Genomic DNA, 21,252 nt, shown 5'->3' on the forward strand with positions numbered 1-21,252 from the left:
GACATGTTAAACTATGAAATCCAGTCTAATGAAGCTGGGTTATCACGCCATTTTTTTAATTTAGCTAAATCTACTTGATTGATTAGCTGTTTTTCTTTTGCTACTTCAATCAGCGTTAAGTAATCAGTAATTGTATAATAGCTTAATCCTGCATCACTAAGTTGTTTTGTTCCTTTTTCTAAGCCATATGTAAAAATGGCAACAACTCCAAGAACATTAGCGCCAACTGCTTTTAATGCTTCAGCTGTTGTAATAACACTTCCACCTGTTGAGATTAAATCTTCGACAATGACAACGTTTTGTCCTGCTTCAATTAAACCTTCAATTTGATTTCCTTTGCCATGTTCTTTTGCTTTGCCGCGGACATAAACCATCGGTAAATTTAAGTTATCACTTACCCATGCCGCATGGGGAATTCCAGCTGTAGCCGTTCCTGCAATTACGTCAACTTCTGGATAGTATGATAGGATTAATTCTTCTAGCCCGATGGCAATTTTTCGGCGAACTAAAGGATATGAAAGTGTCAAGCGGTTATCGCAGTATATCGGTGATTTAATTCCAGATGTCCATGTAAATGGATCATTAGGCTTCAAGTGAACTGCACCAATTTCTAATAAATGATTGGCTAATTGTTGTTTCATACTCCTTCACTCCATTCAGTTTTTATCGTTTGTAATGCTTGTTTGGGATTTGAACTCGCTGTAATACTTCTACCAACAACGATAAAATCACTACCAAGGTTACGTGCTTGTTTTGGTGTTGTAATTCGCTGTTGATCATCTTGTGCATCACCTAGTAATCTGATCCCTGGTGTCACCGTGAGAAAAGACGCTCCACAAGCTTCCTTTACCAATGGTACTTCTAAAGGAGAAGATACAACACCATCAAGACCACTTTCCTTGGCGAACTTTGCATAATGAACAACAATCTCTTCGATGTTACCGGTAATTTTTAGCTGATCATGCATGACTTGTTCGCTAGTACTCGTTAATTGGGTAACAGCAATACATTTAGGTCTAACCTTACCAACGGCTGTTCCTTTGTCTAACCCCTCTAAAGCACGCTCTAGCATCAGCTTTCCACCTGCAGCATGTACATTAATAATGTCGACATCAAGACGAGCTAGTGACTGCATTGCCCGTCCGACAGTATTAGGGATATCGTGTAGTTTTAAGTCTAGAAAAATATGATGCCCTTTATCTTTCAATTTACTTAATAGTGCATTTCCACAGCTATAGTAAAGCTCCATTCCTACTTTTACAAATAACTTTTCATCTTCAAATGTATTTAATAAATTCCAGACAGCATCTTCATCTGAATAGTCTAAGGCTATAATAATCGGATTTATATTCATTTCCAGCTCCCCCCTATAAGCTCAGATATGTGGTCAACTCCTAGTTCATCAAGGACACGTGGAAGATCTTCAATAATTGTTGGACAAACAAATGGGTCAACAAAATTTGCTGTTCCTACGGCTACACAACTGGCGCCGGCTAAGAAGAATTCAATCACATCCTCAGCTGTACTAACCCCACCCATACCAATAATTGGAATTGAAACTACTTGACTTACTTGATGGATCATTCTGATAGCAACTGGCTTTATTGCTGGACCTGACAATCCTCCGAAACCATTTGCTAAAACTGGTCTTCGCTTTTTTATGTCGATTCGCATCCCAAGTAGCGTATTGATCATCGATAAGCCGTCTGCTCCAGCTTCTTCAACTGCAACAGCCATTTCAACAATATCCGTTACATTAGGTGAGAGCTTTACATAAACAGGAACACTTGAAACTTCTTTCACTAATCTTGTTAGATCACTAGCAATTTTAGGATTTGTCCCAAACGTAATTCCACCTTCTTTGACATTGGGACAAGATATGTTTAATTCAATCGCATGAACATTTCTTGCCTTTGAAATTTTTTCGGCAACCTCTATATAGTCCTCTGTTTTTGTGCCAGCAATATTTGCGATAATTGGCACTTCATACTGCTCAAGCCAGACAAGTTCGTTTGCAAGAATGCTTTCTAATCCAGGGTTTTGTAACCCGATGGCATTAAGCATTCCACTTGAAGTCTCAGCAACTCGCGGTGTTGGATTTCCAAATCTCGTCTCAACAGTTGCTGCTTTTATCGCAATGGCACCTAGTTTTTCTAAATCGTAAAACTTTGCATATTCTTTCCCGAAGCCAAAGCAGCCTGATGCTGGCATGATCGGATTTCTCATTGAGAGTCCTGGTAACTCCATGTTTAATCTACTCATAGTTCCACCTCTCCAATCGCAAATACCGGTCCATCTGTGCATATTTTCTTATATGCTGTTTTCGTTGGATCATCTTTCACATGACAAACACAAGCAAAACAAGCACCAATTCCACAACCCATTCGCTCTTCTAAGGAAAGAAAACCTTTTTTATCTGGAAATGCTGTTTCAATTGCTTTTAACATCGGTGTCGGTCCACATGAATAAATCGTCTCAAATAGGAGTTGTTTGTTATGAATAACATCAATAACTGTTCCCTTTTCTCCATGGGAGCCATCGATAGTCGCAACATACGTCTTCCCAAGTTCCATAAATTTTTCTTCGTAAAAGACATCGCTACTTCCAGCAAAACCAAGAACATGAACGACCTTTACACCCCGTTTAACTAGTTGAAGCGATAGTTCATATAGTGGGGGAACACCGATCCCGCCCCCAATTAATAAGGCAACTGCTCCCTTACTCGTTTCCTCTAAAGAAAATCCATTTCCTAAGGGACCTAAAACAGATACCACTTCACCTTTTTGCTTTAATGCTAGCAAGTTTGTACCTCGACCACCTGCTCGATAGATAACTGTAAGTTCTCCCTTGTCCTGATCAATTTTCGCAATACTAATCGGACGGCGAAGAAGGGGATCCGTCCCTTCACTCACTTTTACATGTAAGAATTGACCTTGACTTGCTAGATTTACGAGCTCCTGTCCTTTAAGGACGAGCTCGTAAACGTTGCTAGCAATCTGTTTTTGATCGATAATCTCCATATTTTCTAAGATCATTTAGCTGTCACCACCATTTTTTCCTCTTTGAAGGATGGCATTGGTTCTGAAGCAAATGTGATCAACTCTAGAACCCGTAACAAGGCTTCTGCAGTATCCATACTTGTTAAGCATACAACTCCATTTTCAACTGACTCACGTCGAATTCTAAAGCCATCTCTTGCAGGCTGTTTACCTTTTGAGAATGTGTTTATGACAAATTGAGCATGGCCTTGACGAATGACATCTAACATATTAGGTTTTTCGTCACCGATTTTATTTACGACGGTTACAGGAATATTTTCCTCTTGAATTTGTTTTGCAGTTCCTTCTGTCGCTAAGATATGGTAGCCAATGCGGTGGAAGCGACGAATTAATTCCAGAGCTTCTTCTTTATCCTTGTCAGCGATTGTAAATAATACTGAACCATGAGTAGGAATTTTCATTCCTGACGCTACTAAACCTTTATAGAGGGCTTTGGCTAATGAATAATCGCGACCCATTACTTCACCCGTTGATTTCATCTCTGGTCCTAACGTAATATCTACATCACGTAATTTCGCAAAAGAAAATACTGGTACTTTAACTGAAACTTCTTTGCTTTCCTTCACATATCCCGTTTCGTAACCAAGCGTATTTAATTTAATACCAAGGATTGCTTTTGTTGCTAGGTTAGCCATTGGTACTCCCGTTATCTTACTTAAAAACGGAACTGTTCGACTTGAACGTGGATTTACTTCAAGAACATACACTTCATCCTCATGAAGTACAAACTGAATATTTAACAAGCCAACTATATTTAAACCTCTTGCTAACTTAATCGTGCGCTCGATAATTTTTTCTTTTGTCGCTTCCGTTAAGCTTTGCGGAGGATAGACAGCAATCGAGTCACCAGAGTGAACTCCAGCTCTTTCAATATGCTCCATAATTCCTGGAATGACTACTGTTTCTCCGTCACATATCGCATCTACTTCAATTTCTTTACCAATTAAATAGCGATCAATTAAGACAGGATGCTTCGGATTAACTCTTGCTGCATTTTCCATATACCTTAGTAACTCTTCTTCGAAATAGACAATCTCCATCGCTCTTCCACCTAACACATATGATGGTCGAACTAACACTGGGTAACCAATTTTACTAGCAATTTCTACCGCTTCGGCAACACTTGTTGCAGTTCTTCCAAGTGGCTGTGGGACTTGAAGTTGTTGTAGTTTCTGTTCAAATTTATCTCGATTTTCCGCTTGATCCATTGCTTCTAGTGATGTACCTAAAATCTTAACTCCTCTTGCTTCTAACTCGTCAGCTAAGTTTATCGCTGTTTGACCACCAAATTGAACAATAACACCAAGAGGCTGTTCGTGATTTACGATATGCATGACATCTTCCACTGCTAATGGCTCAAAATATAATTTATCCGAAATACTGAAATCAGTTGAGACTGTTTCAGGGTTATTGTTAATAATGATCGCTTCATATCCTGCTTCTTTAATGGCAAGTACAGTGTGAACGGTTGCGTAATCAAACTCAATCCCTTGACCAATTCGAATTGGACCAGACCCTAAGACAATGATACTTTCTTTTTCTGTAATAATCGACTCACACTCGTCTTCATACGTTCCATAAAAATAAGGTGTAGCTGATTCAAACTCTGCTGCGCATGTATCAACCATTTTATAAACAGGGACAATCCCTTTTTCATAACGGTAATCAAACACGTCTCGTTCAGTTTTATCCCAAAAACTTGCAATTGCATCATCAGAGAACCCAAGTTGTTTTGCTTCTTTAAGAATTTCTTCATTAAAAGGGGAATTTCTTAGAGTTTCTTCAAATTGAATAATCCCTTGAATTTTATTTAAGAAGAAGCGATCAATTTTTGTTAATGCCCATAATTGCTCAATTGTGTACCCACGACGAAACGCCTCAGCTAAAATAAATAAGCGCTCATCATCCGCCTTTTGCAAGCGGTGGTCCATTTCTTCTTGTGTAAGATTTTGAAGTTTCTCCATTTGTAGGTGTACGACATTTGCTTCTAATGATCGAACAGCCTTTAATAGTGATTCCTCTAAACTTCTACCGATGGCCATTACTTCACCAGTAGCCTTCATTTGTGTTCCTAACGTACGGTTTGCTGCTTCAAATTTATCGAACGGCCACCGTGGAATTTTCGATACGACATAATCTAATGCAGGCTCAAAACTTGCATACGTTGTTTTTGTTATTGGGTTCATGATTTCATCTAAAGCATATCCAACAGCAATTTTAGCTGCAATCTTGGCAATCGGATAGCCAGTAGCTTTAGAAGCTAAGGCTGAAGAGCGACTTACTCGAGGATTTACCTCGATAATATAGTATTGATAACTATCTGGATCTAACGCGAACTGAACGTTACAACCACCTTCAATGCCTAAAGCACGGATAATCTTCAACGAAGAATTACGTAGCATTTGGTATTCTCTGTCTGACAACGTTTGGCTCGGTGCAACAACAATCGAGTCACCAGTATGAATGCCTACAGGATCAATATTTTCCATGTTACAAACAACAATCGCCTGATCTTTACCATCACGCATGACTTCATACTCTACTTCTTTGAAGCCGGCAATACTTTTCTCTACTAAGCACTGTGTCACTGGGCTGTATTTTAATCCACTCGTAACGATTTCAATTAAATCTTCCTCGTTATAAACTAGACCTCCACCAGTTCCTCCTAGCGTATAGGCTGGACGAACGATAATTGGATACCCAATTTCCTCTACAAACTGGTAAGCTTCTTCTAGATTATGAATAATTGCACTAGAAGGAACTGGTTCATTCAAATCATTCATTAAGGTTCTAAATAAATCACGATCTTCTGCTTGTTCAATTGAATGTAGTTTTGTTCCCAATAGTTCAATATTGAATTCCTTTAAGATACCTGATCTCTCTAGCTCCACTGCCATATTTAAGCCTGTTTGTCCACCTAATGTAGGTAACAATCCATCTGGTTTTTCTTGTCTTATAATTCTGCTGACGAACTCATACGTAATTGGTTCTATATATACTTTATCAGCCATAGATGTGTCAGTCATTATTGTAGCTGGGTTTGAATTTATTAAGATGACCTCATAACCTTCTTCTTTTAAAGCTTGACATGCTTGTGTACCTGCATAATCAAACTCGGCAGCCTGCCCTATTACAATTGGCCCTGAACCAATAACTAAAATTTTCTTGATATCCTCGCGCTTCGCCATGTTGTTACCCCCTAGCTACAGATTTTAATTCAATTTTATTTTTCATTAAGTCCATAAAGCGTTCAAATAAATCATTTGCATCTTCCGGTCCTGGTGATGCTTCAGGATGGTATTGAACACTAAAAGCTGGAAAGTCTAAATGTTCCATACCTTCAACTGTTCCGTCATTAACGGCTACGTGAGTAATGGCTAATCTTGTATTTTTAACAGTTTCAGGTTCTACTGTGAAGCCGTGATTTTGAGCAGTAATCGCAATTTTTCCAGTACTCAATTCTTTTACTGGATGATTAGAACCCCGATGACCAAATTTAAGCTTTGTTGTTTTCGCTCCGCAAGCTAAAGCTAAAAGTTGGTGCCCTAAACAAATTCCGAAAATCGGCACTTTCCCTAAAAGTTCGTTAATTGTAACGATTGCTTCTGGAACATCGACAGGATCTCCAGGCCCATTACTTAACATAATTCCGTCTGGATTTAAACGAAGAATTTCTTCACTTGTTGCATTGTAAGGGACAACAACAACATCGCAATCTCGATTATTTAATTCTCTTAAAATTCCCTTTTTCATTCCATAATCAACTAAAACAACTCGAAAGCCTCTTCCAGGACTTGCATATGAAGCATTCGTAGAAACTTTTGAAACTTGATCTTTAGGTAAAGTTAATTGTTGTAACTCGTTAACAACTGTTTCAACATCAGCGTCCATTCCACAAAGTCTGCCACGAAGAGTTCCAACATTACGGATCATTCTTGTAAGTTTTCTCGTATCAATTCCTTCTAGTCCTGGAATATCTAACGCCTTTAACAAGTCATCAATTGACTCCTCATTGCGCCAATTACTAGGAAATTTTGCTGCCTCTTTAACAATTAAGCCATTAATAGAAGGTTTAATTGATTCAAAGTCATCACGGTTAATACCGTAGTTACCGATCAAAGGATATGTTAATGTTACAATTTGTGCACAGTAAGAAGGGTCAGATAAGATTTCTTGGTACCCTGTCATACCTGTATTAAAAACTACTTCTCCAGACATTTCTCGTTCGCTTCCAAATGCTTTTCCTACGAACACAGTTCCATTTTCTAGGATTAATTGGCGTTTCATTTTATACTTCCTCCCTTTTCCAAGCGACGTTACCGTCTACGATCGTTAGTACTGGCCAACCCTTACATTCCCAATTTGTAAAAGGTGTATTTTTACCTTTTGATAAAAAATTATTTGGGTCTATTTTTTCACTATGTTCTAAATCGACAACCGTTAAATCAGCTTTTTCTCCAACTTGTACCTTGCCATATGGTAAATTAAAAGCCTCGCATGGTTTTATTGTTAAGTTAGCAACTAAATCTTTTAAAGTCATTATTCCCGTTTCTACAAAGTGCGTGTAGAGTAAGGGAAATGCTGTTTCCAAGCCAACAATACCAAATGGTGCTAAAGCCATTGACTCACTTTTTTCTTGGGCAGAATGTGGCGCATGGTCTGTAGCGATAAAATCAATCGTGCCATCTAATAACCCATCAATTAACGCCTGTTTATCGTCTAGTCCTCTTAAAGGCGGGTTCATTTTGTAATTTGTGTCTAAGCCTGGAATGTCCTCCTCAGAAAGCAAAAGGTGATGCGGTGTTACTTCAGCAGTCACTCGAATACCTGCACGCTTAGCATCTCTAACGACTCGCACTGATTCTTTTGTACTAATATGACATACATGATAATGAGCACCTGCCGCTTCTGCTAACAGTACATCTCTAGCAATATGTACAGCTTCACAAACAGAAGGAATTCCGTTCAATCCCATTTTCTTGGAAAATTGTCCTTCATGTACTGAGCCTTTATTAATTAATGTTTCTTCCTCACAATGAGCAACAATTGCTTTATTAAGCTTTGCCGCTTCTTTCATGGCATTAAGCATCATGCTTGCATCTTGAACGCAAACACCATCATCTGTAAATGCAAAAGCACCTGCTTCTGTTAGCTCCGCAAAATTAGTCATCTCTTTTCCTAACTCACGAACGGTTATTGAAGCGTATGGTAACACTCTTACAACAGCCGTTTCTTCAATCCGTTTGTTTAACCACTCCATTTGCTCTTTACAGTCCGGAACTGGGCGAGTATTTGGCATAGGAGCAATGGTTGTAAAACCACCACGAGCCGCAGCAAGTGTACCTGTTGCAATTGTTTCCTTGTATTCGCCGCCAGGTTCTCGTAAATGTACGTGAAGGTCTACAAAACCTGGAAAGATTGCTTTACCTTCTAAATCAATGACTTCATGATCCACTTCTGAAATATTGTTGTTCATTTCTTTAATCAAATCTTTTTCAATCAAAATATCTATCTCTATTAATGAACCATCTTCACCTAGAATTTTTCCGTTTTTTAATAACTTAGCCAATGTAAACAACCTCCCCTTTATGTTGTAAAGCCCTTTTCAATACCGCCTGTCTAACTGCTACACCGTTTGTCATTTGCTTAAAAATTCGAGAACGATCACATTCAACTAATGAACTTGCTATTTCTACATCACGATTAATTGGGGCAGGGTGCATAATAATACTATTTTTTTTCATCATCGCTTCTCGGGCAATCGTTAAGCCATAAAGCTCGTGATACTCTTCCTTAGATGAAATCATTTTAAACGCGTGACGTTCATGTTGAATTCGAAGCATCATCATAACGTCAGCAATCTTTGCTGCCTCGTCCATTGCAACGTAGTTACCATTAACCATTGTCTTATCGATCCATTGTTCTGGTCCTGAAAAATAAACATTTGCCCCTAATCTTTTAAGCACATCAGCATTTGACCTAGCAACACGACTATGGCGGATATCCCCAACGATCACCACATTTAAACCTTGAAAAAGAACAAATTCTTGTTGCATCGTTAAAAGGTCTAGTAAACATTGAGTTGGATGATGGCCACAACCATCTCCACCGTTAATAATCGGAATAGAAATTCCTTCGACAAGTTCATCAAAATAGTGATCTCTAGGATGACGAATGACGACTGCATTTGCTCCAATGGCTTCTAATGTTTTTACAGTATCGTACAAAGTCTCTCCCTTTTGAACACTAGATGATTGGCTCTCAAAATTTAAAACATGAAGACCAAGTTTCTTTTCAGCCACTTCAAAAGAGAATTTAGTCCTTGTACTAGGTTCAAAGAAGAGATTTGCTACAAATTTATCTGTAGCTGGAGTCCAAGCTTTTCCCTCTGAAAATTGTTGTGCTTCATGTAAGATTTCTAAAATTTCTTCGTTATGAAGTTCCGTGATCGTTAACAAGTGTTTCATTCCCAGTTCCCCTTTCGATGCTCTTGTATTTTAAGAAATATCAATGTTAGGTTGCTTACTTATGGTAGAACTAAAACAGTTTTTTTAAAAAAAACACCCTTATGAAATATTCATAAGGGTGCGGTAAAGAGGGGGTAATTGTTTTACCCAGACTCTTTGGTCGTTAACACCCTTTTAAGTCTCTCGTACTTAGTTAAAGGGACAACACTATATTACGCTGCTGAAGATTCTTTTTCTGAAGCTTCTTCAACAAACAATGAGTTTAAATCGACTTTTTCTCTACCAGGTAAAACTAAGTTTAATAAAATCCCAATAATTGTTGCTAACGCCATTCCAGGTACTAAAATATCATCTGAAACTTTTATAAATGCACCACCGATACCAATGACAAGAATAACGGATGAGATTAGTAAGTTACGTTTATTTCCTAAATCAATCTTATTATCAATTAACATTCTTAGACCACTTGAAGCGATAATACCAAACAGTAGGATTGAAACACCACCCATTACTGCTGTTGGAATTGTTGAAATGAAAGCTGAAACCTTTCCGACAAAACCAAATGTAATTGCCATAACTGCTGCGCCACCAATTACAAAGACACTGTAAACTCGTGTTAAGGCAATAACTCCGATATTCTCGCCGTACGTCGTGTTTGGTGGTCCACCAAGAAAAGAAGCGATCATCGTTGCCACACCATCGCCTAAAAGTGAGCGATGTAAGCCAGGATTTTTAATGAAATTTTTCCCAACTACTCTACTAAGGACCAACTGATCACCAATATGTTCAGCGATGGTAACAACTGCAACAGGAACTAATATAAAGATTATTTGCCATGAAAATGACGGCGTGTATGTGACAAAAGGAACAATAAAATCTGGCGCTTGGAACCATGCCGCTTCTTTTACTGGAGTCAGATCAATAACACCTCGGAAGTAAGCGAACGTGTATCCACCAACAATTCCGATTAAAATAGGGATAAGACCAAAAAATCCTTTAAAGAACATCGATGCTAAAATTGTAATTCCTAATGTAACTAAAGCGATTGTAAATAGGGTTGGACTATAAATTTTTGGGTCACTGCCTGGGATATACATTGCCATATCTACTGCTACTCCTGCTAACCCTAATCCGATAACCATAATTACTGGTCCAACAACGATTGGCGGTAAGATATTCATTAACCAGTTAATACCACTTGTTTTAATAAACAAAGCAACAACTCCGTAAACCAGACCCGCTACAAAACAGCCAACCATCGCCCCTTCTGGTCCATCTAGTGTCGATGCAGCTATGATTGGTGCAATAAAGGCAAATGAAGAACCTAAGTATGCAGGTACTCGTCCTCTAGTAATTAACAAGTATGCTAGCGTTCCTAAACCACTGGATACCAGTGCTACTGCAGGGCTTAATTCTACAAGAAAAGGTACTAAAACTGTGGCACCAAACATTGCAAATAAATGCTGTAAGCTTAAAATTAACCATTTATCTGCTTTTGGTATATCGCGGATGCCTACTTCTTTTTGTGTGTTGTTCATCATAATTTCCTCCTCTAATGTCTTTTCTTTATGCAAAAAACCTCTTTGTATAACAAAGAGGTACGTTCGTCTACTTAAATCCAGTCCAATAGACAGACTTTAAGTAAGAGGAGTATACCCCTTGTCAGCCTCGCAGGACTGTATTAAAGGGAGGTTTTTTGTTCAATTGTTACTTCATCTACTTTATCAACTTCCGTTAACTTCGCAACGATCATTTCCGTTTTTGAAGTTGGTACGTTTTTCCCGATATAGTCTGGTCTAATTGGTAGCTCACGATGGCCACGGTCAATCAATACCGCTAACTGAATTTGTGCTGGTCTACCGATATCCATAATTGCATCTAATGCAGCCCGTACGGTTCTCCCTGTATATAAAACATCATCAATTAAAATGACTTTTTTATCGTTAAGATCTACTGGTACTGATGTCCCTTTCAATAAAGGCTCCATGTTTTCTGTTTTATGTGATAGATCATCACGATACAAGGTAATATCCACTTCACCAACGGCAATCTTTGAGCCCTCAATTTCCTCAATTCGCTCAGCTAGACGGTTGGCTATGTAAATCCCTCTTGTTTTTATCCCAACTAATACACAATCTTCAATTCCTTTATTACGTTCGATAATCTCATGGGCTATTCTAGTCAATGCTCTTCTAACAGCTTGTTCATCTAAAATGACAGTCGCCTTAGACATGGTTGCAACCCTCCTCCGTATAATTTCGCACTAACGTTTTCAAGTTAAAGCTTTCCCTGCATAGAAAAAACCTCTCACCGTTATGATGAGAGGTTTTTGAGTATACGTTAATAACCAGACATAGGCATAGTTATCCTATCTGTAGCGTTTCTCAATGCCTTCTCAGCCTCACGGGACTGTAGTTAAAGGGAAGATTATCTTGTTGTCTATTGTATTATGACAAAGTTCGTCATATCTGTCAATGAGAAGTTTTACGAATTTCATTTAGTAAATGAGTAAAGTCTTCAGGTACGTCTCTTTCAAATGTTAACCTTTCTCCAGTTGCCGGGTGTGTAAACCCTAGGACCGCAGCATGAAGTGCTTGGCCTTCAATTGGCAGTTTCAAAGTACGTGGCGGTCCGTATTTTGGATCTCCAGCTAAAGGATGTCCAATATACTTTAAATGAACACGAATTTGGTGGGTTCGACCTGTTTCCAGACGACATTCAATTAGTGTAAAATCTTTCAATCGTTCTATCACTGTAAAATGAGTTACTGCATCACGACTATTGACATCGGTAACGGTCATACTCTGACGGTCTTGTTTATCTCTACCAATTGGTGCCTCGATTGTTCCGTGATCATGAGCAATTACACCATGAGCAATTCCTTTGTATATACGTGTTGTTGTTTTATCCTTTAGCTGATTAACTAATGATTCATGTGCTTTATCATTTTTTGCGACCATTAATAAACCTGAAGTGTCCTTATCAATACGATGAACAATTCCCGGACGTAACACCCCATTTATTCCAGACAAATCTTTACAATGAGCCATTAAGCCATTAACGAGCGTTCCCGTTAGATGCCCTGGCGCTGGGTGAACAACCATCCCACGAGGCTTATTGACGACAAGGACATGCTCATCCTCATAAACGATATCGAGATTCATTTCTTCAGGTTCAACATCGAGTAATTGCGGCTCTGGAATTTCTAAATTAATTTTATCACCGATTTGGCATTTGTAATTTGATTTTACAACACTGCCGTTTACCGTGAGGTTTCCTTCTTTCATCCATTGTTGTACTTGGGTCCTAGACCAATCATTTTCTTCGGATGCTAGCCATTTGTCAAGTCGCTCATTTTGTGCTGTTTCATCTAAAATCCATTCAAATAATTCCATTATTTTTTCTCCCTTGTCTTTCCTTCTTCTAAAAAGATTTGTAACATTAGGATGCCAACTCCGATAACTAAAGCCATATCGGCTACATTAAAAATTGCAAAATCGTAAGTGAAGATATAAACATCGATAAAGTCAACAACTTCTCCACGAAAAAGTCGATCAATAAAATTACCAATTGCTCCACCTAAAACAAGTCCTAATGAAATTCCTAACAACTTACTTTCATGGGCGTGCTTATTTATATAATAGACAACAAAAGCAACAACTAAAACTGTGACTATAAAGAAAAGCCACATTTGCCCCTGCAAAATCCCAAAAGCTGCCCCTTTATTTCGGTGTGAAGTAATGTAAAGAAGGTTTTCTATTATAGGTATTTGTTCATGTAAGGTTGTTTTCGTTACAATCATCCATTTTGTTAATTGGTCAAAAATAAGCACGATTATTGCTAATATGTAATATTTCACTTTTGCTCCTCCGCTCCTTGTATGTGCACACCTCTTAGCATTTTAGCATAGCTGTGACATTTGAACAATCTTCAAAGCGCGGTTTAAAGTGTAAAATAGTGTTTCAAAAAATTCATAAACCAAAAAGTCCTTCATTCTGTTAGTCAGAGAAGGGAATATCCCCCTCTCTTTTAATCTTCCCCAGCCTCTATACGGTCAAGTTGATCCATGTAATGATCATAGTGAACATTTCTTTGTATTTCTATATTTTCATCTCCTTTATACCCTTCAATATCAGTTGAAACAAAAGCCTCAATCTCTTCTACATAGCCAATTAATTCTTCACTACTGTTTAAGCTTGAATCCTCAAACACCATAGAATTATCATTAAATTTTGCGACGGATTGCCAGGAATCTTCAGCATCAAATTCTGTTTCCCTGTCATTATCATCAAAATTATACTTATCAAAGTTCCCAAGTACATCTTCTTCAACAGGTCGTTCCCTCGCAATAACGTTTTCCTTACTGTATTCAATCGTCGTTCTCGCGGTTGGTAATGCTTGTAATCGTTCTAGTGGAATTTCTTGACCAGATACTTCACAGACCCCATAAGTGCCATTTTCAATTTTCTCTAAAGCAACAACAACGTCTTCGTACTCTTGGTTGATATGTTCAAATAAGGCAATATCTTTTCCTCTTTCATACGTATCAGTAGCAGTATCTGCTGGATGATTATCATATTGGGATAACTCCCCAGTTGAAAATGACATTGATTTATTTAAGTCATAACGATCCAGTTCCTTTATTCTTTCTTCTAATCGATCTTTTTCAGCTAATAATTGCCTTTTTATATGATCAAATTTTCCCATCCCATTAACCTCCTTTTGGATAAGATGGTTTCAGAGATAGTTTGTCCTTATAAAATCACATTAGCCGAAACAAGATTTACTAATTCAATCATAAAAGCACGTTCTACTATCTCGGGCAATTAGTTTCAGTTAATGTTCAAAAACTCACTAAAAAAGCAAAACATGATCATGTCATGTTTTGCTTTTTTGAATTAATAATGTTTTTTTACAATGTCAGCACAGCTTGTGCAAAGGGTTGGATGGGTTTCGTCTTGACCAACTGTTTCTGAGACTACCCAGCAACGTTCACATGTTTCACCTGCTGCTTTTTCAACAACAATAGCGATCGAGTCAAAATGCTGCGCTTCTTTTGGTGCACTTTGCTTGTCACCGGCAACGATTGCTTTAGATACGATAAAAAGTTTTTCGAGGTCATCAATTGAAGACAGCACTTCATTTACAGCATCATTAGGATATAAAGCAATTGAAGCCGTTAGTGATTTTCCAATAATCTTTTCGTTTCTGGCATTTTCTAGCGCTTTTAGTACATGATCACGTAATTCTAATACTTGATCCCACTTTTTCTCAACTGTCTCATCATAAACCAAAACGTCTTCCTCAGGCATGTCAGTTAATTGAACACTTTCAGTTGTAACACCTGGAATAAATGGCCATACCTCATCTGCTGTATGAGGTAGAATTGGTGCTACTAGCTTCGTAAGAGATACTAAAACTTCGTACATAACCGTTTGAATCGCACGTCTGCCTCTTTCCTCTTTATGCTGGATGTACAGAGTATCTTTGGCAATATCCATATAAAAAGAACTTAATTCAATTGAGCAGAAGTTATGAATTTTATTATAAACACCAGCAAACTGATATAGGTCGTAATTTGTTTTTACTTCTTTTACAAGCTTATTTAATTTGATTAAGATATAACGATCTAATTGCGGTAATTCAGTCAAAGCAACTTGATCAGTTTCAGGATTAAAGTCATGAAGATTGCCTAACAAGAAACGGAATGTATTGCGAATTTTACGATATACTTCTGCTACTTGTTTTAAAATATCGTCGGAAACGCGCACATCAGCTTGGTAATCGACAGAGGCAACCCATAGACGGAGAATATCTGCTCCAAGTTGCTTCATTACATTATTCGGAACAATTACATTTCCAATTGACTTACTCATTTTTCGACCTTCACCGTCTAAGACAAAGCCATGACTTAGGACCCCTTTATAAGGGGCTTGCCCAGAAACTGCAACTGATGTCGATAATGACGAGTTAAACCACCCACGATATTGATCTGAGCCCTCTAAATAAAGATCAGCTGGACGCTGTAAATCATCTCGTTCAACTAAGACAGCTTGATGGGAAGAACCTGAATCAAACCAAACATCCATAATATCTGTTTCTTTTGTAAAAATGCCGTTTGGACTTTGTGGCGACGTAAACCCTTCAGGAAGTAATTCACGTGCTTCCCATTCAAACCAAATATTTGAACCATGTTGTCTAAAAAGGTTAGAAACATGCTCAATCGTTTCATCCGTTATGATTGGTTCATGATCTTCACCATAAAAAACCGGAATTGGGACGCCCCATGCGCGTTGTCTTGAAATACACCAGTCGCCACGATCACGAACCATATTAAATAATCTTGTCTCACCCCATGCTGGAACCCATTCAACTTCTTTAATAGAACTTAAAAGTTCTTCACGGAAGTCTTTAATTGATGCAAACCATTGAGCAGTAGCTCTGAAGATAACCGGCTTTTTTGTTCTCCAGTCGTGTGGATAAGAATGAGTCATAAACGAAAGCTTTAATAAAGCTCCTGCTTCTGTTAGTTTTTCTGTAATAGGTTTATTAGCTTCATCGTAGAATAACCCTTCAAATCCTGGGGCTTCATTTGTAAAGCAACCCTTATCATCAACTGGACATAAAACATCAAGGTTGTACTTTTGTCCGACGATAAAGTCATCTTCACCGTGACCAGGAGCGGTATGAACACAGCCTGTTCCAGCGTCTAAAGTAACATGGTCACCCAAGATCACAACCGATTCACGATCATAAAACGGATGAAGTGCTTTAACGTGCTCAAGATCAGCACCCTTCACCGTTTTAACAACTTGGTAACCTTCCCATTCAAATACTTTAACGAGGTTTTCTAGAAGACCAGAGGCAACAACAAATCTCTCTTGATCTACTGCTACGACTGAATAATCCAATTCAGAATGTAAACAAATTGCTAAGTTAGCTGGAATTGTCCATGGTGTTGTTGTCCAAATGATGATTTTTTCACCACCATCTAATACGTTTTTCCCATCTTTTACTTGAAAGGCAACATAAATAGAAGGGGAGCGTTTGTCTTGATATTCGATTTCCGCTTCAGCAAGCGCTGATTCTGATGAAGGAGACCAATAAACAGGTTTTTTCCCTTTGTAAATATAGCCCTTTTTCGCCATATCACCAAATACTTTAATTTGTTGGGCTTCATATTCTTTATTAAGGGTGATGTAAGGATTCTCCCAATCACCACGAACGCCGAGACGTTTAAATTGCTCCCGTTGACGATCTACTTGATCTAGTGCATATTCAGCACACAACTTACGAAACTCGGCTACTGACAATTCTTTACGATTAACTTTCCCGTTTTTCGTTAAAGCCGTTTCAATAGGTAACCCGTGAGTATCCCATCCTGGTACATATGGTGCTTGAAATCCTGCCATCGACTTATAACGAACAATAAAATCCTTTAAAATTTTATTTAACGCATGACCGATATGAATATCGCCATTAGCGTACGGGGGCCCATCATGCAATACATATAAAGGTAAACCATTTGTTCGTTCTTGAACCTTTTGATAGATGTTCATTTCATTCCATTTGTCTTGAATTTGCGGCTCGCGATTGGGTAAATTTCCACGCATTGGAAATTCAGTTTTAGGCATTAATAACGTATCTTTGTATTCCATTCTTTTTTCCTCCAAGTAAATAATTTTAATAAAAAAGTACAAAAAAAACCTTCTCTGCCCTATGTAGGGACGAGAAGGTTTACCCGCGGTACCACCCTTATAAACAGACGAATGCTGTTCACTTGAAATTCGTAACGTGAATGATTCGTCACAGCCTACTATTGTTCGGTGTGAAGCTCATGGGTGATTTTCCTTTTACAGCGCTATGCTAGGCTTTCACCGTCCCTAGCTCGCTAAGATAGACTCGTAAAAATACTGTCCCAATCTCTGCCTTTTTTATCGATTAGATTATTAAACGTATTATATGAAAAAATAATACCAACGTCAAGAGTGCCTTATCCTTCTCTTACAAATTCATTATTGTTAGCTTTACTGAAATCTTCCCAATCGTCACTACCAAGCATTTCAAGCTGAGCTTCAATTAGCATTTTAAATCTAATTTTATAAACCGAAGCCTGTTTCTTTAATTCCTCAATTTCTAGGGCGATTTTTCTTGATTTTGACAAGGCATCATTAATAATACGATCAGCGTTTTTTTCTGCTTCTTTAATGATTAACTGCGCTTCTTTTTGAGCATTTCTTTTCACTTCTTCAGCAGTTTCTTGAGCGATTAAGATGGACTTATTAAGTGTCATCTCTATATTAGCAAAATGAGCTAATTTCTCATCAAGACCTTCAACTTTATCGGTAAGTTCCTTTTTTTCACGTAGGACGATTTCATAATCCTTAATTACTTGATCTAAAAACTCATTTACCTCATCTTCATCATAACCACGAAAACCTCTGTTAAATTCCTTGTTATGGATATCTAATGGTGTTAAGGGCATTTTGCCACCTCCAAAATTATTCAACAAAATAATAATATAATAGTTAATTCGACATGATTAGAAAAATTCCTGCAATATTCAACGGCTATTTTCGCATTCCGATTTCTATTCGCCATTTATCTTTTTTTGTTTTGCCACAGATAGCTATAAGTTTACTTCTGCCTAAACCGCGAACTGATAAAAAATCGCCACTTTGAAGTTGAAAAGCAGGTTGTTCAATAATTCGCCAATTAACTTTGACTCGTTTTGATTCTATATATGGCACTATTTTTGATCTCGATAATTGATAAATTTCAGAAACAATCACATCAAGCCGAAGTGAGCTTGCTGTGATTGACTTCTCAAGCCATTCTTCCTCTTCGATTAATAAAGTACTAAGAGGAATTGCTTCTAAATGTACCGTCGCTCGTCCAATGTTTTGAAGGTTTGCTTCAACATAACCACTTACCTCACCGGCAACAACAATTTGAATATCTTGATCGTTTACGTATATATCACCAAATTTTTCTCGTTTTATACCTAACGACATTAGTGAACCTAACAAATCGCGATGTGATAACTGGATAAACTTATGAGGATAATGGACTTTATACGCTGTAAGTTGATAATCCTCAATCGTCGGTTCCATGTAAGAGGGATATAAAAATGCTCGTTTTCGTTCTGTAGCTTCTGTCCCACCAAAGAAAGAAAAACGAACCTCAGGATCTTGCCCAATAATCGCTGTTACGACTTGTTGTTCCCGAGGATCTAAAAAATCCGTTAACTTATGTACAAAGCGACTTTTAACATTTTCTTTCCATTCTACAACTTGGTCAACTAAAGGCCGTTCTTCTTTACGAAAATGATCATACATGCTCATTGTTTTACACTACCTTAAAACATAGAGAAAATTGCATTAACACCATTAGTAGCTAAGCGAAGTGCTATGATTGCAACAATAGGAGAAATATCAATCATCCCTAGAGGAGGTATTATTTTTCGAAACGGAGCCAAGTAAGGTTCGACAATGGAAGCAATAAATTGTCCAATTGAAGATTCTCTTGCGTTTGGAAACCAAGACATTAAGATGTACGCAATAACTACCCACGAATATAAATATAATAATTGATTAATAATGTTTGCAATTGTACCCATAATTTAATTCACCTACTTTTAGTATTTATTCAGAGAGGAAATCTGAAATTGATCCTGTAACATCAACGTTATCAGGCGTACAAAGGAATATGTTTGCCCCTAGCTTTTGAATGTCTCCACCTATAGCATACACTGTTCCACTCAAAAAATCGACAATTCGTTTTGCTTGGTCATGACTAATTCGTTGGAGATTAATGACCACTGATTTACGGTTCTTTAAGTGATCTGCGATATCCTGTACTTCATCATATGTTCGTGGTTCAAGTAACATAACTTTTGCAGCCTTGTGTACACTTTGAATACTTACGACATTTTTTTTATCATTTTTTTTATCATGACTTCGAGTTATATACTCTTCATCAATTTCCTGATATTGACTTTGAGCTGTTTGTGAATCAGTTTGATCATCTTCTAACTCAAAAAAACTCTTGAATTTTGCTTTTAAGCTCATAATTCTCTCCCCTTTTACTAATTTAAAATCAACAAAAACAATAAATATGGTGTTCAGAATAGACTTTTAGCTACACCGAAGTTATTATAAATCATACTTTATTCATATTTCCGACTAAAGACGTTCCTAATCTAACAAATGTTGCGCCTTCTTCAATTGCAATGTGATAGTCATTAGACATTCCCATCGAAAGCTCATTACATGGTGCGTACGGAAGCTTTAAGTTTTGTACTTCAATTTGTAATTCCTTTAGCTTTTTAAAGTTAGGTCTTGTTTCCTCTGGATCATCTTCGTTAGGGGCCATGGTCATTAAACCTACAACCTCAATGAACGGGAATTGTTTCAAATCATTAACAAACTGTATTAAATCAGAAGGAGAGATCCCTTGCTTAGAGGTTTCCCCAGAAACATTTACTTGAATAAAACACTTTACCGATTTCGTTGCCCGTTTTTGAATTTCCTTTGCTAAACTAAGCCTATCTAATGAGTGAATATACTCAAAGCGATCAACTATATCTTTCACTTTCCTAGATTGTAGCGTACCAATAAAATGCCAAGTCCCTTTTCCATTTAGTACCTGCCATTTCCTAACCCCTTCATCTGCTCGATTTTCACCAATATGATTAATCCCTAATTCTAGTACTTCTTGAGCTCGCTCGTCACTGACATATTTAGTAACAGCGATAATCTTTACACTGGTACTCTCTCTTCCTACCCGCTGACAGACAATATCTATCTCCTGCTGTATACGGGCTAAATTCTCTTTTACTGTCAACGCTATTCCTCCTTAAACTCTGCCAATAAAACTCATCATTCTTCCCGTACGCTGTTTACGGCGATAAGAGAAAAATAAATCCGTTTTTTCAAAAGTACAGTAATTTGACACTACTATTTTTTCTTCCTTAATTCCAACGTCCATAAGCAGCTGTTTATTTAACTCTTTTAAATTTAACGAAAATTTATTTGGCTTGGTTTCTTTATACGGTAAGTATGGATGACTTGTTATTACCTTTTTCACCTTATTTATTACAAATTCATCAACTTCATAGTTTTGTGCAGATATTGATGGGCCAATAGCAACGTGTATCGCTTCAACAGGGATTTGTTCCTCCCCTGTCCAACATTGAACCATTTTAGGACCAATTCTACCTACTGACCCCTTCCACCCAGCATGCGCCAAACCAACCATGTTATATGTCGGGGCATAAAAATATAAAGGCACACAATCAGCATAAAGGCTAGCTAACAGCACATTTTTGTCGTTAGTATAAAGACCATCTGTTGCTAAAACCGAATTTGAGAAAATAAGAGTACCTGCACTACAGTCTTTTTGTGTTACTTTTTTTATATTATTGCCATGGACTTGTTCTGAAAACACCCATTTATTTAAGGCTATCCCTAAGTCACTTGCTAGCTTTTTTCGATTAGCAATAACAATGTCATCATTGTCTTGAACGTGAAGACCAAGATTTAATGAGTTATACGGGGCTATACTATAACCATTTTCTCTTGTTGAAAAACCGGCGATAACCCTACCACTAAGTTGTTGAAATGGCTGTACTGTTAAATATGAACTGTTACTCCTAACAAAAGGCTCATTATTCAATTACAACACCCCTATTCAAGAAGCTTTTATTTATTCTAACATATTTTTCA

At 37.6% G+C, this 21,252-nt stretch carries 20 protein-coding genes and 1 other annotated feature; all 20 genes read right to left on the reverse strand.

Annotated elements, in window-relative coordinates:
* Positions 1-11: 11 nt before the first annotated feature.
* Positions 12-641: an orotate phosphoribosyltransferase gene (pyrE, locus tag ACK4M9_RS08965; RefSeq protein WP_409849538.1), complete on the reverse strand. Its 630-nt coding sequence runs from the start codon at positions 639-641 to the stop codon at positions 12-14.
* On the reverse strand, positions 638-1,354 hold the full coding sequence (gene pyrF / locus ACK4M9_RS08970) for an orotidine-5'-phosphate decarboxylase (RefSeq protein ID WP_409849540.1): 717 nt from the start codon (positions 1,352-1,354) through the stop codon (positions 638-640). The genes pyrE and pyrF overlap by 4 nt, the downstream gene beginning before the upstream one ends.
* Complete coding sequence (locus ACK4M9_RS08975; RefSeq protein WP_409849542.1) at positions 1,351-2,262, reverse strand: dihydroorotate dehydrogenase; 912 nt, start codon at positions 2,260-2,262, stop codon at positions 1,351-1,353. Before ACK4M9_RS08975 ends, pyrF begins: the two co-directional genes overlap by 4 nt.
* Positions 2,259-3,035, reverse strand: coding sequence for a dihydroorotate dehydrogenase electron transfer subunit (locus ACK4M9_RS08980; RefSeq protein ID WP_409849544.1), 777 nt, complete (start codon positions 3,033-3,035; stop codon positions 2,259-2,261). The genes ACK4M9_RS08975 and ACK4M9_RS08980 overlap by 4 nt, the downstream gene beginning before the upstream one ends.
* The gene (carB, locus tag ACK4M9_RS08985; RefSeq protein ID WP_409849546.1) at positions 3,032-6,247 is read right to left on the reverse strand and encodes a carbamoyl-phosphate synthase large subunit; all 3,216 of its coding nucleotides are present in this window, start codon (positions 6,245-6,247) and stop codon (positions 3,032-3,034) included. Before carB ends, ACK4M9_RS08980 begins: the two co-directional genes overlap by 4 nt.
* A gap of 4 nt (positions 6,248-6,251) precedes the next feature.
* Positions 6,252-7,346 (reverse strand): carbamoyl phosphate synthase small subunit, encoded by a 1,095-nt coding sequence (locus ACK4M9_RS08990; RefSeq protein WP_409849548.1) that lies wholly within the window; start codon positions 7,344-7,346, stop codon positions 6,252-6,254.
* A 1-nt stretch (position 7,347) separates the two neighbouring features.
* Positions 7,348-8,628 carry a dihydroorotase gene (locus ACK4M9_RS08995; RefSeq protein ID WP_409849550.1) on the reverse strand — a complete coding sequence of 427 codons (1,281 nt, stop codon included), beginning with the start codon at positions 8,626-8,628 and terminating at the stop codon, positions 7,348-7,350.
* Positions 8,621-9,526 carry an aspartate carbamoyltransferase catalytic subunit gene (locus ACK4M9_RS09000; protein WP_409849552.1) on the reverse strand — a complete coding sequence of 302 codons (906 nt, stop codon included), beginning with the start codon at positions 9,524-9,526 and terminating at the stop codon, positions 8,621-8,623. The genes ACK4M9_RS08995 and ACK4M9_RS09000 overlap by 8 nt, the downstream gene beginning before the upstream one ends.
* A 212-nt stretch (positions 9,527-9,738) precedes the next feature.
* A complete protein-coding gene (locus ACK4M9_RS09005; protein WP_409849860.1) occupies positions 9,739-11,064 on the reverse strand; it encodes a solute carrier family 23 protein in 1,326 nt (441 codons plus the stop codon).
* 143 nt (positions 11,065-11,207) lie between these two features.
* On the reverse strand, positions 11,208-11,759 hold the full coding sequence (gene pyrR, locus ACK4M9_RS09010) for a bifunctional pyr operon transcriptional regulator/uracil phosphoribosyltransferase PyrR (protein ID WP_409849554.1): 552 nt from the start codon (positions 11,757-11,759) through the stop codon (positions 11,208-11,210).
* A gap of 238 nt (positions 11,760-11,997) precedes the next feature.
* Positions 11,998-12,921, reverse strand: coding sequence for an RluA family pseudouridine synthase (locus ACK4M9_RS09015; RefSeq protein WP_409849555.1), 924 nt, complete (start codon positions 12,919-12,921; stop codon positions 11,998-12,000).
* On the reverse strand, positions 12,921-13,385 hold the full coding sequence (lspA, locus tag ACK4M9_RS09020) for a signal peptidase II (RefSeq protein ID WP_409849557.1): 465 nt from the start codon (positions 13,383-13,385) through the stop codon (positions 12,921-12,923). Before lspA ends, ACK4M9_RS09015 begins: the two co-directional genes overlap by 1 nt.
* A gap of 170 nt (positions 13,386-13,555) precedes the next feature.
* A complete protein-coding gene (locus ACK4M9_RS09025) occupies positions 13,556-14,233 on the reverse strand; it encodes a TraR/DksA C4-type zinc finger protein (protein ID WP_409849559.1) in 678 nt (225 codons plus the stop codon).
* Positions 14,234-14,424: 191 nt separating this feature from the next.
* A complete protein-coding gene (gene ileS, locus ACK4M9_RS09030; protein ID WP_409849561.1) occupies positions 14,425-17,184 on the reverse strand; it encodes an isoleucine--tRNA ligase in 2,760 nt (919 codons plus the stop codon).
* A 62-nt stretch (positions 17,185-17,246) separates the two neighbouring features.
* Positions 17,247-17,461: a binding site (T-box leader), on the reverse strand.
* Between the two features lie 58 nt (positions 17,462-17,519).
* Entirely contained in the window at positions 17,520-18,011 is a 492-nt protein-coding gene (locus ACK4M9_RS09035; RefSeq protein ID WP_409849563.1) for a DivIVA domain-containing protein, read from the reverse strand.
* An 85-nt stretch (positions 18,012-18,096) separates the two neighbouring features.
* Positions 18,097-18,870, reverse strand: a complete 774-nt coding sequence (locus tag ACK4M9_RS09040) for a YlmH family RNA-binding protein (protein ID WP_409849565.1) — start codon at positions 18,868-18,870, stop codon at positions 18,097-18,099.
* 14 nt (positions 18,871-18,884) lie between these two features.
* Entirely contained in the window at positions 18,885-19,145 is a 261-nt protein-coding gene (locus ACK4M9_RS09045; RefSeq protein WP_409849567.1) for a YggT family protein, read from the reverse strand.
* Between the two features lie 25 nt (positions 19,146-19,170).
* Entirely contained in the window at positions 19,171-19,596 is a 426-nt protein-coding gene (locus tag ACK4M9_RS09050) for a cell division protein SepF (protein WP_409849569.1), read from the reverse strand.
* 91 nt (positions 19,597-19,687) lie between these two features.
* On the reverse strand, positions 19,688-20,371 hold the full coding sequence (locus ACK4M9_RS09055) for a YggS family pyridoxal phosphate-dependent enzyme (protein WP_409849571.1): 684 nt from the start codon (positions 20,369-20,371) through the stop codon (positions 19,688-19,690).
* Between the two features lie 12 nt (positions 20,372-20,383).
* Positions 20,384-21,202: a peptidoglycan editing factor PgeF gene (gene pgeF, locus ACK4M9_RS09060; RefSeq protein ID WP_409849573.1), complete on the reverse strand. Its 819-nt coding sequence runs from the start codon at positions 21,200-21,202 to the stop codon at positions 20,384-20,386.
* Between the last annotated feature and the right edge of the window lie 50 nt (positions 21,203-21,252).

It is taken from the genome of Anaerobacillus sp. (assembly GCF_046314235.1).
In the GTDB taxonomy this organism is placed as follows: Bacteria; Bacillota; Bacilli; order Bacillales; family Anaerobacillaceae; genus Anaerobacillus.

Bases quoted from the DNA above. Each gene is read 5' to 3' on its own strand.
- ACK4M9_RS09050 (WP_409849569.1), bottom strand. From the start codon at position 19,596: ATGAGCTTAAAAGCAAAATTCAAGAGTTTTTTTGAGTTAGAAGATGAT.
- ACK4M9_RS09045 (WP_409849567.1), bottom strand. From the start codon at position 19,145: ATGGGTACAATTGCAAACATTATTAATCAATTATTATATTTATATTCG.
- ACK4M9_RS09040 (WP_409849565.1), bottom strand. From the start codon at position 18,870: ATGAGCATGTATGATCATTTTCGTAAAGAAGAACGGCCTTTAGTTGAC.
- ACK4M9_RS08980 (WP_409849544.1), bottom strand. From the start codon at position 3,035: ATGATCTTAGAAAATATGGAGATTATCGATCAAAAACAGATTGCTAGC.
- ACK4M9_RS08975 (WP_409849542.1), bottom strand. From the start codon at position 2,262: ATGAGTAGATTAAACATGGAGTTACCAGGACTCTCAATGAGAAATCCG.
- ileS (WP_409849561.1), bottom strand. From the start codon at position 17,184: ATGGAATACAAAGATACGTTATTAATGCCTAAAACTGAATTTCCAATG.
- pyrF (WP_409849540.1), bottom strand. From the start codon at position 1,354: ATGAATATAAATCCGATTATTATAGCCTTAGACTATTCAGATGAAGAT.
- pyrE (WP_409849538.1), bottom strand. From the start codon at position 641: ATGAAACAACAATTAGCCAATCATTTATTAGAAATTGGTGCAGTTCAC.
- ACK4M9_RS09025 (WP_409849559.1), bottom strand. From the start codon at position 14,233: ATGGGAAAATTTGATCATATAAAAAGGCAATTATTAGCTGAAAAAGAT.
- ACK4M9_RS09035 (WP_409849563.1), bottom strand. From the start codon at position 18,011: ATGCCCTTAACACCATTAGATATCCATAACAAGGAATTTAACAGAGGT.
- ACK4M9_RS09015 (WP_409849555.1), bottom strand. From the start codon at position 12,921: ATGGAATTATTTGAATGGATTTTAGATGAAACAGCACAAAATGAGCGA.
- pyrR (WP_409849554.1), bottom strand. From the start codon at position 11,759: ATGTCTAAGGCGACTGTCATTTTAGATGAACAAGCTGTTAGAAGAGCA.
- carB (WP_409849546.1), bottom strand. From the start codon at position 6,247: ATGGCGAAGCGCGAGGATATCAAGAAAATTTTAGTTATTGGTTCAGGG.
- ACK4M9_RS08990 (WP_409849548.1), bottom strand. From the start codon at position 7,346: ATGAAACGCCAATTAATCCTAGAAAATGGAACTGTGTTCGTAGGAAAA.
- ACK4M9_RS09000 (WP_409849552.1), bottom strand. From the start codon at position 9,526: ATGAAACACTTGTTAACGATCACGGAACTTCATAACGAAGAAATTTTA.
- ACK4M9_RS09005 (WP_409849860.1), bottom strand. From the start codon at position 11,064: ATGAACAACACACAAAAAGAAGTAGGCATCCGCGATATACCAAAAGCA.